Annotated in this window: 11 protein-coding genes; 6 read left to right on the forward strand and 5 right to left on the reverse strand. The window is 69.9% G+C overall.

Going from position 1 to position 13,406, the window contains the following annotated elements:
* The first annotated feature begins 410 nt into the window (after nucleotides 1-410).
* From ACIQAC_RS00005 to thpD, 5 genes are all read left to right on the forward strand, one after another.
* Entirely contained in the window at nucleotides 411-3,524 is a 3,114-nt protein-coding gene (locus ACIQAC_RS00005) for an FG-GAP repeat domain-containing protein (protein WP_402185528.1), read from the forward strand.
* A gap of 357 nt (nucleotides 3,525-3,881) precedes the next feature.
* A complete protein-coding gene (ectA, locus tag ACIQAC_RS00010; protein WP_402185530.1) occupies nucleotides 3,882-4,397 on the forward strand; it encodes a diaminobutyrate acetyltransferase in 516 nt (171 codons plus the stop codon).
* A 13-nt stretch (nucleotides 4,398-4,410) separates the two neighbouring features.
* Nucleotides 4,411-5,682, forward strand: a complete 1,272-nt coding sequence (ectB, locus tag ACIQAC_RS00015) for a diaminobutyrate--2-oxoglutarate transaminase (RefSeq protein WP_402185532.1) — start codon at nucleotides 4,411-4,413, stop codon at nucleotides 5,680-5,682.
* Between the two features lie 110 nt (nucleotides 5,683-5,792).
* Nucleotides 5,793-6,221 carry an ectoine synthase gene (locus ACIQAC_RS00020; protein ID WP_402185533.1) on the forward strand — a complete coding sequence of 143 codons (429 nt, stop codon included), beginning with the start codon at nucleotides 5,793-5,795 and terminating at the stop codon, nucleotides 6,219-6,221.
* A 5-nt stretch (nucleotides 6,222-6,226) separates the two neighbouring features.
* Complete coding sequence (gene thpD / locus ACIQAC_RS00025; RefSeq protein ID WP_402185534.1) at nucleotides 6,227-7,114, forward strand: ectoine hydroxylase; 888 nt, start codon at nucleotides 6,227-6,229, stop codon at nucleotides 7,112-7,114.
* Nucleotides 7,115-7,144: 30 nt separating this feature from the next.
* Here thpD and ACIQAC_RS00030 read toward each other — a convergent pair whose 3' ends face one another.
* From ACIQAC_RS00030 to ACIQAC_RS00045, 4 genes are all read right to left on the reverse strand, one after another.
* Complete coding sequence (locus ACIQAC_RS00030; RefSeq protein ID WP_402185536.1) at nucleotides 7,145-8,002, reverse strand: maleylpyruvate isomerase family mycothiol-dependent enzyme; 858 nt, start codon at nucleotides 8,000-8,002, stop codon at nucleotides 7,145-7,147.
* A 128-nt stretch (nucleotides 8,003-8,130) separates the two neighbouring features.
* On the reverse strand, nucleotides 8,131-9,183 hold the full coding sequence (locus tag ACIQAC_RS00035; RefSeq protein ID WP_402186903.1) for an aminotransferase class V-fold PLP-dependent enzyme: 1,053 nt from the start codon (nucleotides 9,181-9,183) through the stop codon (nucleotides 8,131-8,133).
* A gap of 365 nt (nucleotides 9,184-9,548) precedes the next feature.
* Nucleotides 9,549-10,253, reverse strand: a complete 705-nt coding sequence (locus tag ACIQAC_RS00040) for a DsbA family oxidoreductase (RefSeq protein ID WP_402185538.1) — start codon at nucleotides 10,251-10,253, stop codon at nucleotides 9,549-9,551.
* 63 nt (nucleotides 10,254-10,316) lie between these two features.
* Nucleotides 10,317-11,303 (reverse strand): GlxA family transcriptional regulator, encoded by a 987-nt coding sequence (locus ACIQAC_RS00045; RefSeq protein ID WP_402186905.1) that lies wholly within the window; start codon nucleotides 11,301-11,303, stop codon nucleotides 10,317-10,319.
* Between the two features lie 85 nt (nucleotides 11,304-11,388).
* Here ACIQAC_RS00045 and ACIQAC_RS00050 point away from each other — a divergent pair, with 85 nt between their 5' ends.
* Entirely contained in the window at nucleotides 11,389-12,783 is a 1,395-nt protein-coding gene (locus ACIQAC_RS00050; RefSeq protein WP_402185540.1) for an MFS transporter, read from the forward strand.
* Here ACIQAC_RS00050 and ACIQAC_RS00055 read toward each other — a convergent pair.
* Nucleotides 12,743-13,351 carry a DUF1349 domain-containing protein gene (locus ACIQAC_RS00055; RefSeq protein WP_402185541.1) on the reverse strand — a complete coding sequence of 203 codons (609 nt, stop codon included), beginning with the start codon at nucleotides 13,349-13,351 and terminating at the stop codon, nucleotides 12,743-12,745. The two genes, ACIQAC_RS00050 and ACIQAC_RS00055, sit on opposite strands and share 41 nt — an antisense overlap.
* Nucleotides 13,352-13,406 lie beyond the last annotated feature (55 nt).

Consider the following 13,406-nt stretch of genomic DNA (forward strand, 5'->3'; position numbering starts at 1 on the left):
AAGTCCCGTCCCGGGACCGACTTTTCGCGCTGCACGCCCCCGCGTCGGGAACTGCCATCCGCAGCACTGGCGTCGTCGGGTATCAGCCCCACGAAGAGAACGAGTCCCACAAAAAGGGACACGGATCTGTGCCAGTGAGCGAAGTAGCGCAGCTGTCTCAGCACTTGGTCCACTAACGGACCTCCCCCTTAACTCACTATCTGTGATCGAGTGGTGAACAACGCGACGTTAGGCTGTGAAGATCTTCCTCGCAAGCAATGATCGAGCCATACGACAACCCCCACTTTGGCCATAAATTGATAAAGAAATCCCCTGATGATGTGGACTGTTCGGCGCTGCGGCCCGCGTGAAGGGGCTCGCGGCGAACTCCGGGAGAGTTCGCCCGGCAACGACTCCGGGGGGAATCGCCCATGCCCGAAAAATCCGGAAGACAGCGTCGTCCGCGGCGCTGGAGCAGAGCCGCGCTCGTCGCGGTACTGACTGGCGGGTCGCTGGGGCTGACTCCGCTGGCGACCGCGTCCGCCGAACCGGCCCCGAGCGCGGTCGCCCCGACCGCCGAAGAGCACGCGCTCCAGAAGGCCGCCGAGAGTGGGGAACCCGTCGAGGTGGTCTCGGCCCGTTCCGAGACCAGCGAGACGCACGCCCTGCCCAACGGCAACCTGCGCACGACACAACACACCCTGCCCGTACGCGTGAAGCGCGAGGGCCGTTGGGCCGACGTGGACACCACGCTCGCCGAGGCGGCGGGCCGCATCCAGCCCAAGGCCGCCCCCGGCCGTGTCACCTTCTCCGCCGGCGGCGACGCCCCATTGGTGACACTCACAGACCAGGGCGGCGAACTCGCCCTCACCTGGCCGACTCCCCTGCCCAAGCCGGTACTTGACGGCTCCACCGCCACCTACCGCGAGGTCTTCCCTGGCATCGACCTGGCAGTGCAGGCCAGTCTGGACGGGTTCAGCCAGGCGCTCATCGTGAAGACCCCCGAGGCCGCCGACCGGCCCGAACTCGCGGAGATCGGCTTCGGCCTGCGCACCCAGAACCTCGACGTGCACAAGGACGCCGAAACCAGCACCCTGCGCGCCACCAACGCCGCCGGCCAGACGGTGTTCGCCTCCTCCACGGCCCGGATGTGGGACTCCTCGGGCACGGAGCAGGACGAGTCGACCAGCACGGGCCCGTCACTGAAGACCTCGCAGAAGGCGGCCACGGCTGCCCCCGCCGACCCCTCCCCGCTCACCCCCGGCACCAAGAGCAGCAAGGTCGGCGTCGAAGTGACCGGCGAGTCGATCGTCCTGACGCCCGATCAGAAGCTGCTGGACGCACCCGACACCGAGTTCCCGGTCTATATCGACCCGCGGATGACCGGTACCCGCGAGGCCTGGACGATCGCGTACAAGCCGCACCCCAAGGACAGTTACTGGAACGGCACGGGCTGGGACGGCGGCACGACCAGCGAGGCCCGCGTCGGCTACGAGTCCTCCACCGGCGGCACCGCCCGCTCCTTCTTCCGCGTCGGCTCCAAGTTCCTGGCCGGCGTCAAGGTGATCGACGCACAGTTCCAGATCACCGAGACCCACTCCTGGTCCTGCACCCCCAAACCGGTCGAACTGTGGCTGACCGGCCCCATCACCTCCAAGACAACCTGGAGCGCACAACCCCCCTGGACCGCACGCCAGGACAGCCGCAACTACGCCCACGGCAACGAGACCTGGGGCTGCCCCAACGCCCCCGTCGACTTCACCGCCAAGGACGCCGCCGTCAAGGCCGCCGCCAACAAGTGGGCGAACGTCACCTTCGGACTGCGCGCCCCGCAGAGCGCCGAGGACAACAAAGACGAGTTCAGCTGGAAGAAGTTCAAGCCGGACGCCAAACTCATCGTCGAGTACAACCGCCCGCCCAAGGCCCCCTGGGCACTGGACACCATCCCCAGCACCAAGGTCGGCGCCAACGAATGCGGCAACGGCTCCACCTACGTCACCCTCGGCAACACCGACGTGACCCTCACCTCACAGGTATGGGACCCCGACGGCGGCAGCGTCAACGTCCAGTTCCACCTCTGGGCCACCGGCAAGCACGACACCGCACCCGGCATCATCTTCGACCAACGGGTGAAGGTCACCGTCAAGGCGAGCGACTCCAAGGGCGCCCAGGCACGCACCAAGGTGCCGAAAGCGCTGCTGGAAAAACACCTGACCGCCAGTGGCGGACAGTTCTCCTGGAAGGCACAGGCCGAGGACTCCGCCGACGCCAACTTCGCCTCCGACTGGACACCCACCCAGGGCGCAGCGGGCTGCCGCTTCGGGTTCGACCCGAAGGCGCCGACCGTGATGCCGACAGTCACGTCCCAGGGCAATCTCTACCCCGAGACCACCGCCGACATGGAGCCCGTCGAGGGTGCCCTGGCCCGGACCCAGGGCTTCTTCGACTTCGGCGCCAACGGAGTGGGGGACACGGCCAACTACCTCTACGACCTCGACCGCACCCCGCCGACCAGGCCGGCCAAGCCGGAGAGCAAGGGCGGACCTGCGACAGGGGACGTCACCCCGCTCACACCAGGACCGCACACCCTGTACGTGCGTCTGGTCGACGGCGCGGGTAACCCCGGCCCCATCTATCCCTACCGGTTCTACGTCAAGAGCCCCGGCATCCCCGACAAGCCGGGTGACGTCAACGGCGACGGCAATCCGGACTTCTTCGCCGTCGACGGCAGTGACAACCTGAGACTGTACGGAGGAACCGGCGGCGGCCGGGTCGCCACCATGATTCCGCTGTCGTCCGGAGGCGGCTGGAGCGGCGCCTTGCTCACCCATCGCGGCGACTGGACCGGCGACTTCTACGAGGATCTGGTGGCCCGTCGCTCGGACGACAAGCTCTGGCTCTACCCGAACAACGGACAGGGCGAGTTCACCGACGACACCAAGGAAGAGGTGTACTTCTTCCCCGACCCGGAGACCGACGTGGCCTTCGACCCGAAGACGATCAAACAGATCGTCTCGGTCGGTGACATCACCCCGGACGGCGAGTCGAACAACCCGGACTTCATCGCCGTCGTCGGCGACCAGCTGTGGTTCCTGCCAAGCTACGCCAACGGCATGGCCGGCTCCGGCTATCTGATCGGCGGCGCAGGCTGGGGCACCATGCAGTTCGCCTCCCCCGGTGACGTGGACGGTGACGGGTTCGCCGATCTGATCGCCCGCAACACCTCCACCGGCGATCTGTGGATCTACCACGGCAAGAGCCCGGGTGACGCCGACGGCGACGGTGTCTCCGACGGCGGCACCGACCCAGCCTCCCTGGGAGCACCGGCCAACCGCACGGCGTACGCGACCGGCTGGACCACGACCGCCCGGCCGCAGTTCACCGCCTCCGGCGACAGCGACGGCGACGGCGTCCCGGACCTGTGGACCACGACGGCGAACACCACGGCGGGCCTGGAGTTCGTCCCGGGCCGGCGGACCGGCCTCGCCGGGCCGCCGACGGTGGTCGGCGGCGGTGGCTGGCAGGGGATCAAGCGCATCTCCTGACAACCGAAAAACACAATCCGGCCGGTCACCCTCAGGGGCGGCCGGCCGGATTTATTGGGTTACTTTCCCCGAGATTTAACGGAATTCAAAGAGAACAGCTTCCCGTATTCTTCTGCCCGCTTTCCTTCACCCTAAACACTAAAGTTTCGCGAACACCAAGCGGCCTAATTCGGGCGCGCGTCAGTCAGGTTACTTGATTGTGACGCGGTCCACAGGCAGCCCCATCTGTCACCTTTTGACCTGGTCAAACCAGGCGATATAACGTGACCCCGCGCCCGCGTGATAACACATCGGGCCGCGCGACCCAACCCCCTCCGGACATGCAATTTCGAATTTCCCTGGGTAAATTCATTTCGCATGACTGCCGCACAAGCAGACCTGCTGATCGACCGCCCGTCGGTGGCGGACGGGGCCGCGCTATGGCGACTCGCAAAGGAATCCGGAAATCTCGACCTGAACTCCTCGTACGCCTATCTCCTGTGGTGCCGGGACTTCGCGGCCACCTCGGCGGTGGCGCGAGCGGACGACGGCACACCCGTCGGTTTCGTCACCGGATACCTGCGGCCCGACCGCCCCGGCACGCTGCTGGTGTGGCAGGTGGCCGTGGACGCCGCCTACCGGGGGCACGGAGTGGCCGCCCGGCTGCTGGACGGGCTGACCGCCCGGATCGGCGCCGAGCTGCCGCTGACCGACGTCGAGACCACGATCACGCCGGGCAACACCGCCTCCGAGCGGCTGTTCGCCTCGTTCGCCGAACGCCACGGCGCCCGGGTGGAGCGCGAGGTGCTGTTCGGCACGGGCCTGTTCCCGGACGGCCCGCACGACTCCGAAGTCCTGTACCGCATCGGCCCGTTGACCGTCCCTTCGCATTGAGGAGCGATCCATCGTGACCATCACCCAGCCCGACCTGAGCGTCTTCGAGACCCTGGAGTCCGAGGTGCGCAGCTACTGCCGCGGCTGGCCCACCGTGTTCGACCGTGCGCAGGGCAGCCTGATGTACGACGAGGACGGCCACCGGTACCTGGACTTCTTCGCCGGCGCGGGCTCACTCAACTACGGCCACAACAACCCCGTACTGAAACGGGCGTTGATCGACTACCTGATGCGGGACGGGGTCACGCACGGTCTGGACATGTCGACGACGGCCAAACGAAGTTTCCTCCAGACGTTCCAGGATCTGGTGCTGCGGCCACGGGATCTGCCGTACAAGGTGATGTTCCCGGGCCCGACGGGCACCAACGCCGTGGAGTCCGCGCTGAAGCTGGCGCGGAAGGTGAAGGGGCGCGAGGCGATCGTGTCGTTCACCAACGCCTTCCACGGGATGTCGCTCGGTTCGCTCGCCGTGACCGGCAACGCGTTCAAACGGGCCGGTGCCGGTATCCCGCTGGTGCACGGCACGCCGATGCCGTTCGACAACTACTTCGAGGGCCAGATCCCCGACTTCCTCTGGTTCGAGCGACTGCTGGAGGACCAGGGCTCCGGGCTGAACAAGCCCGCCGCCGTGATCGTCGAGACCGTGCAGGGCGAGGGCGGCATCAACGCGGCCCGCCCGGAGTGGCTGCGGGCGCTGGCCGAGCTGTGCGAGCGCCAGGACATGCTGCTGATCGTCGACGACATCCAGATGGGCTGCGGGCGCACCGGCGCGTTCTTCTCGTTCGAGGAGGCCGGGATCACCCCGGACATCGTCACCGTGTCCAAGTCCATCAGCGGCTACGGGCTGCCGATGTCGCTGTGCCTGTTCAAGCCCGAGCTGGACATCTGGGAGCCGGGCGAGCACAACGGCACCTTCCGCGGCAACAACCCGGCGTTCGTCACGGCCACGGCCGCGCTGGAGACGTACTGGACCGACGGGTCCGCGATGGAGAAGCAGACCCGTGAGCGCGGCGAGCAGATCGAGCGCGAGCTGATCTCCATCACCGAGGAGAACCTCGCCGACGTCAAGGAGTACCGCGGGCGCGGCCTGGTCTGGGGCCTGGAGTTCCACGAGAAGGAGCGGGCCGGCCGGATCGCGGCGCGCGCCTTCGAACTCGGGCTGCTGATCGAGACGTCCGGGCCCGAGAGCGAGGTCGTCAAGCTGCTGCCCGCCCTGACCATCACCCCCGAAGAGCTGGACGAGGGCCTCAAGACGCTCGCGCGCGCTGTCCGCGAGACCGTCTGACCGTCCCTCCCGCCCGGCACCGTCCATTCCGACGGGCACCGTCCATTCAGACCCGCACCGTCCATTCCGACCGGCACCGTCCATTCCGACCAAGGAGGCATCGCACCACCGTGATCGTCCGATCGTTCAAGGAGATCGAGGGCACCGACCGTCATGTGAAGGCCGCGTCCGGCACCTGGGAGAGCAAGCGGATCGTGCTCGCCAAGGAGCGGGTCGGCTTCTCGCTGCACGAGACGATCCTCTACGCCGGCACCGAGACGTCGATGTGGTACGCCAACCACATCGAGGCCGTGGTCTGCGTCGAGGGCGAGGCGGAGCTCACCGACCACGAGTCCGGGCTGACCCACACGATCACGCCCGGGACCATGTACCTCCTCGACGGCCACGAGCGGCACTCGCTCAGGGTCAAGGAGGACTTCCGCTGCATCTGCGTGTTCAACCCGCCGGTGACCGGCCGGGAGGACCACGACGAGAACGGCGTGTATCCGCTGCTCACCGAACCCGATCCCGAACCCGATCCCGAACCCGAGGAGGTGTGACCGCCATGACCACGATCACCGACCTGTACCCCAGCCGCGGCGCCACCGAGGTGGCCGTCCCGCGCCAGGACCCGGTCTTCTGGGGCTCCCCCGAGACCCGGGGCCCGATCACGCCCGCCGAGCTCCAGGGCTACGAGCGGGACGGCTTCCTCCCGGTGGAGGAGCTGATCACCGAGGACGAGGTGGCCGTCTACCGGCAGGAGCTGGACCGGATCATCGCGGACCCGGCGACCCGGGCCGACGAGCGCTCCATCGTCGAGCCGAAGTCGCAGGAGATCCGCTCGGTCTTCGAGGTGCACCGGCTCAGCCAGGTCTTCGCGAACCTGGTCCGTGACGAGCGGGTCGTCGGCCGGGCCCGGCAGATCCTGGGCTCGGACGTGTACGTCCACCAGTCCCGGATCAACGTCAAGCCCGGCTTCGGCGCGAGCGGCTTCTACTGGCACTCCGACTTCGAGACCTGGCACGCCGAGGACGGCCTGCCGAACATGCGGACCGTGTCGGTGTCGATCGCGCTGACCGAGAACTTCGCGACCAACGGCGGGCTCATGATCATGCCGGGCTCGCACCACACGTTCCTGGGCTGTGCGGGTGAGACGCCCGCGGACAACTACAAGAAGTCGCTCCAGATGCAGGACGCGGGCACGCCCTCGGACGAGGCGCTGACCAAGATGGCCGGGGAGTACGGCATCCGGCTGTTCACCGGCAAGGCCGGCTCGGCGACCTGGTTCGACTGCAACTGCATGCACGGCTCCGGCGACAACATCACGCCGTTCCCGCGCAGCAACGTCTTCATCGTGTTCAACAGCGTGGAGAACGAGGCGGTGGAGCCGTTCGCGGCCCCCGTGCGACGACCGGAGTTCATCGGCGCGCGGGACTTCACCCCGGTGCGGTGAGTCCGCCGTCGGGTGTTTGAGCGGGTGGTGTCACAGCCAGGACAGTGACGCCGCCCGCTCCAGCACGTTCCGTACGGTGTCGGCGTCCCCGTCGGCGCCGTACGGCATGTCGTCGGGGCGGTGACGGCCGCCGACCAGCAGGCAGAAGTCGACCGGTTCCAGGGTGAGTTCGGCCCGTACGGGATCGTCGGCCGAGCCCAGCACCCACTCGTCGCCACCGGTCACCACGAACAGCACCGGCGGCGCGGTCGGTCCGAGCGCGGCGCCGAGGATGCGTACACCCAGCCGCACGATCCGCCACAACTGGTCCTCCGGGGGCGGTGGCACGGTCAGGCCCAGCGCGCGACCGATGTCGCCGGTGTGGATCCACAGCTCGAAGGCGCGCACCAGGAAGTGTTCGGCGACGGGCAGCCGCAGTCCCATCAACTCCGTGGCCCGTGCGGCCAGTTCGCGGTCGCGGGACTCGGGGGTGGCGAGCAGCGCGGCGGCCTGCGCGGACCAGTCGGCGACGGTCTCGGCGGGGGTACGGTCCCGCTCGTGGGCGATCACCTCGTTGGTCCGCCGGTGCCAGTCGTCCCGCCAGTGCGGGCCCTGCTCCCCCGCGCCGCCCGGCACCCGCGGCGCGATGCCGAGGCGTACGGCGAGTGCCTCGTCGGCGGCGAGCAGATGGGCGAACGTGGCGTGGACGTCCCAGTCGTGCACGACCGGGGTGGTCCAGCGCCCCTCGATCTCCGGGAGCAGCGCCTTCAGGGCGGCGACGGCGCCGGCGTAGGGGGCGGCGTGCGGGGCGACGGCGGACGCGGGGGCGCCGAGAGCACCGGTGGGTGGATCGCCGGCGGCGGCCCGGGCGGCCGGCAGGTCCGGTGTGTTCTCGTGCTCGTCGGTCACCGGCCGGTCTCCCTTCCGTGCGCTTCCCTCCGGCCCATCATGCGCCTCTTTCGAGCGTCGGATCCGGTGGGTCGGCCAAAGACTCGGCCAAGGCCCTGCGGTGCCGGGAGCGCGGTTCGGGCGGGTGTTCAGGCGGAGAGGGCGTCGAGGAGGCGGTCGACGTCGGCCGGGGTGTTGTAGAGGTGGAAGGCGGCACGGAGGTTGCCCGCGCGGTCGGAGACCTCGATGCCCGCGGCGCTGAGCCCCGGCTGGTGGCCGCCGAGGCCGGGGACGGAGACGATCGCCGAGCCGGGGGCCGGGACGGGCTCGTGGCCGAGGGAGTGCAGGCCCGCGCGGAAGCGGTCGGCCAGGGCGGTGTTGTGGGCGTGGACGGCGGGGACGCCGAGTTCCTCGACGAGTTCGAGGGAGGCGCGCAGTCCGGTGTGGGCGAAGAGGGCGGGGCTGATGTCGTAGCGCCGCGCGGAGTGGGCCAGTTCCTCGACCGGGCCGTAGCAGCTGTCCCAGGGGACCTCGCCGGCGACCCAGCCGGCCAGCAGCGGCGGGAGTCCGCCGAGGTCCTCCGGGACGACGAAGAACGCGGCGCCGTGCGGGCCCATGAGCCACTTGAAGGTGACCGTGGCGAGGAAGTCGTAGGTGCCGGGGTCCAGCGGCAGCCAGCCGGTCGACTGGGAGGCGTCGACGTAGACACGGGCGTCGTGCGCGCGGGACGCCTCGCGTACGGCGGGCAGGTCGGCGATACGGCCGTCGGCGGACTGGACGACGCTGACCGCGACGAGGTCGGTCTCCGGGCGGACGGACTCGGCGAGGCGCTCCAGCGGGACGGCACGGACCTTGAGGTCGCCGCGGACGTGGAAGGGGTTCACGAGGGACGCGAAGTCCGCCTCCGCGGTGAGGACCTCGGCGCCGGGGGGCAGTGACGCGGCGATCAGGGCGCCGAACTCCGCGACGGAGGCGCCGGACGCGACGCGCTCCACGGGGGTGCCGGTCAGCCTGGCGATGGCGGCGCGTACGGCTTCGACGTCGTCGTAGAGGGGGCCCAGCGGGATGCCTTCCGCGCGCATGCGGGCCGCCCTGTCGAGGGCGGTGAGGGTGCGGGTGGGGAGGAGGCCGTTGCTGGCGGTGTTGAGGTAGGTGTGCTTCGGGGCGAACTCGGTGCGGGCGAGGGTCTCGAAGGTCTCCATGGATCCACTGTGCGGTGCGTGGATGTCGAAGTCCATTACGAAATTCTGCCGGGTAGCCCTAAGCGGTGCTTATGGATGCCTCCCGGCTGCGGCGCCGTCGTGGCTTGTCGCGCAGTTCCCCGCGCCCCTGAAGGGGTCGGATTTCGTCCGCGGCACCGTCGTGGCCATTCGCGCAGTTCCCCGCGCCCCTGAGGGGTTGCGTTTCGGGTGTGGCGCCGTTGTGGTTGCTCGCGCTGTTCCCCGCGCCCCTGAGGGGGTTGGTTTGAGTGGGGTTGTGTTGCGGACGCCGTTCAGGGCACCCACCTAGGGGCGCGGGGAACTGCGCGACAAGCCACGGTGGCGCCGCACCTTTTCTCTCGACCCCGTCAGGGGGCTGCGCAGCCTGCTGGGCCGCAGGTGTCTGTGTCTGTTTGCAGCAGCTTCAGGGGGGCGTGGGTGGTCCAGGCCTGGGTGAGGGCCTGGGTGAAGGTCTCTGTGGGCTGGGCCCCGGAGACTCCGTACTTGCGGTCCAGGACGAAGAACGGCACCCCGTTCGCACCGAGTTCCGCCGCCTCCCGCTCGTCCGCACGGACGTCGTCCGCATGGACCGTGGGATCCGCCAGCACCTTGCGGACGCAATCGGCGTCGAGCCCCGCCGACACCGCGATCTCCACAAGCCGCTCCGAGTCGTCGAAGACGGACCGCTCCTCGGCGAAGTTCGCCTCGTACAGCGCCTGGATCAGCTCCCCCTGACGCCCGAACTCCTTCGCGTGGTGCAGCAGCCGGTGCATGTCGAAGGTGCTGCCGTGGTCCCGGCCACGGGTCCGGTACGCGAGCCCCTCCGCGGCGGCCTGCGCGGCCAGGTTGTCCTCGCCGGCCTCGGCCTGCTCCCGGCTCATGCCGTACTTCTTGGTCAGCATGGTGATGACGGGCTGTACGTCGCCCTTGGCGCGCCCCGGGTCCAGCTCGAAGGACCGGTGCACCACCTCGACCCGGTCGGCGTGCGGAAACGCCGCGAGCGCCTTCTCGAAGCGGGCCTTGCCCACGTAGCACCACGGGCAGGCAATGTCGCTCCAGATCTCGACGCGCATTCTCTCTCCAGGTCGTACCGCTGCGGCCGCGAAGGCACACCCTCCGCCGGAGTGTGTGAACGTTCAAACGACCGCGTTCATTCCCGCGGAGTCGAGCCGGCTGAACTGGGCGCGGTAGGCGCTCGGCGTGAGACCGGTGCGGCGCACGATGTGCCCGCGCAGCGAGTCGGCCGTGCCCAGTCCGCTGGCGCGGGCCACCTGGTCCATGGGCAGGGTGGTGCTCTCCAGCAGTTCCCTGGCCCGCTCGACGCGCTGGTGCAGCAGCCACTGAAGGGGACTGACCCCGCTCTCCGCGTGGAACCTGCGGGTGAGCGTGCGGACGCTGACGCCCGCGTGCCGGGCCAGGTCGGTGAGGGTGAGCGGCTGGTCGAGGTTGCGCATGGCCCAGCCCCGGGTGTCGGCGCAGCCGGTACCGCGCTCGGGCGGCAGCGGGGTGTGCGTGAACTGGGTCTGGCCGCCGGGCCTGACCGGCGCGACCAGGGTGCCGCGGGCGACCTCGTTGGCGACGGCGGCCCCGTGGTCGGTGCGGATGATGTGCAGGCACAGATCGATGCCGGCGGCGTAGCCGGACGCGGTGACGTACGGCCCGTCCTGGACGTAGAGCACGTCGCCGCGCAGGTCGACGTCGGGGTACCGGCGGCGCATCTCGCCGGCGTACTTCCAGTACGTCGTCGCCCTGCGCCCGTCCAGCAGTCCCGCCTCGGCCAGTTGGAACGCCCCCGTGCACAGGGACGCGATCCGCTTGCCCGCGGCGGCGGCCGAACGGACCGCGGCGACGATCCGCGGGTCGGGTTCGAACGGCTCCCCCGTCCCCGCGACCAACACCGTGTCCGCGTCGTCCACGGCGTCCAGGCCGTGCGCCACGTGCAGGTCGAGCCCGCCGGTGGTGGGCAGCGCACCCGGCTCGGCGGCGCAGATCACCACCTCGTACCCGGGCCGCCCGTCCACCTCGACCTTCCCGAACATCAGCTCAGGGATGGCGAGGTTGAACATCGACACCGGCGAGGGCGCGACGACAGCGATCCGGTACGGGACAAAAGCGCCGGGCATCGACACGTCAGGCATGGCCAGAACCTCCGGGTGCATGGCATTCCGGCCACTACTGTACGCACGCCGTGCCGCACAGGATGGGTCCATGCCGACGAACGAGAAGCTCAGGAATCATCAACCAGCCCTGACACAGGGCGAGTTGACACCTCGGCCGCGGAAGTCCTCCGCCGCCCTCACCCTCACCGCGGGCCTCCTCGGCTTCTTCCTGATCTGCCTCGACGCCTCCGTCGTCAACGTGGCGCTGCCCGCGATCGGCGCCGATCTCGGCGGGGGCATGGCGGGACAGCAGTGGGTGGTGGACGCCTACACGCTGGCCTTCGCCGCGCTGATGCTCTCCACCGGCGCCTTCTCCGACCGGGCCGGAGCGGGGCGGGCGTACGCGATCGGCATCACCGTGTTCACGGTCGCCTCGGCCGTGTGCGGACTCGCGCCGACCCTGCCGACGCTGATCGGCGCGCGGGTCGTGCAGGGTGTGGCGGCGGCCGTGGTGCTGCCCGCCTCGCTGGCGCTGGTGCGGCAGGCGTACCCCGACCCGGTCCGGCGCACCCGCGCGGTGGCGGTGTGGGCGGCGGGGGGTTCGGTGGCGGTGGCCCTCGGTCCGGTGGTGGGCGGGGTGCTGGCCACGGCCTGGGACTGGCGCGGCATCTTCTTCGTCAACCTGCCGGTGGGCGCGCTGACCCTGGTCCTGCTGCTGCGGGCGCCGCGCTCGCTGCCCCGGCCCGCACCGCTGGACGTGCCCGGCCAGGTGAGCGCGGTGGTGGCGCTGGTGGCCTTGACGTTCGCGGTGATCGAGGGCGGCACGGCCGGCTGGGCGGCGCTCGCGGTGGCGGTCGTCGCCGTGGCCGCGTTTGTGCGGATCGAGTCGCGCGGGGCCCATCCGGTGGTGCCGCTGGGCCTGTTCCGCGACCGGACGGTGACGGCGGCCGTCGCGTCGGGGGCGGCGGTCAGTGTCGCCTTCTACAGCCTGGTGTTCGTCTTCTCGCTCTTCTTCCAGCAGGTCCAGGGCCGCTCCGCGCTGGTGGCGGGCCTGATGTTCCTGCCCATGACCGGTCTGATCGCGGTGACGAACGTGGTGGCGGGCAAGCTCGCCGGACGGTACGGCCCCCGGCTGCCGATGCTGGTCGGGCAGGCGGTGGCGGTGCTGGGGCTGCTCCTCCTGCTGACCCTGGACGCGGACACCCCGACCGGGGTGGTGGCGGCACTGCTGGTGCCGATGGCGCTGGGCTGCGCGCTGACGGTGCCGCCGCTGACCGCCGCGATGATGGACGCCGTACCCGCCGAACGGGCCGGGCTCGCGGCGGGTGTGCTCAACTCCGCCCGCCAGGTGGCCGGTGGCCTGGGCATCGCCCTGTTCGGCTCCCTGGTCGCCGACGACTTCGTGGCGGGCATGCGGGTCTGTCTGCTGATCAGCGCGGCCCTGCTCGCGGTGACCTTCCTGCTCAGCTGCCGTCTCGCAGGTCGCTCGGCCAGCTCGGCCTGAACTCGATGTGGTCGAACGTCACCACACAGCCCTCGCCCATCGGCGACTGCGTCATGAAGCCGACCAGCGCGGCCCCGGTCTCCTCGGTGTCGCCCAGCGTGAACAGCCGCACGAAGGTCCAGCGCTTGCCGTCGCGGGACGCGTGGAAGGCGAAGGACCGCCCGGTCCGGCTCACCCGGAGCCACACCGAACTCCCCTCCACCGTGAAGGAGTTGGCGTCGTCGGAGTGGCCCCGGGTGACGACCGTGCACACGGTGGGCACGTCCGGCGAGTACTCCAGGCACAGCTTCGCCCAGGCCCGCTCACCGACATGCACGTACAGCACCCCGGCGTCGAAGGTGGCCGCGAAGCCGACGGTGACCCGCGCGATCAGCTGGAAGTCCCCGACGGGCGCCCCCAGCAGCCGGGGCGCGTCAGCGGCCGGCTCCAGCCCCTCCCCCGTGGGCGAGACAAACCGATCCTGCCGAGCCCCGGCCCACCCGGAAAGCACCCCGTCGTCAAACAACCAGTGCCCATCGGGCCCATAGGTGCGCAGCGGAAACGGCAGCAGGGGAAGTTCGAGATCCATGGGGAGGATTCTCCCAGGGCACATCCAGTCGCCGGTCAACCGGGATACCGCTGAG

Source organism: Streptomyces sp. NPDC088387 (genome assembly GCF_044753385.1).
Taxonomy (GTDB): Bacteria; Actinomycetota; Actinomycetes; order Streptomycetales; family Streptomycetaceae; genus Streptomyces.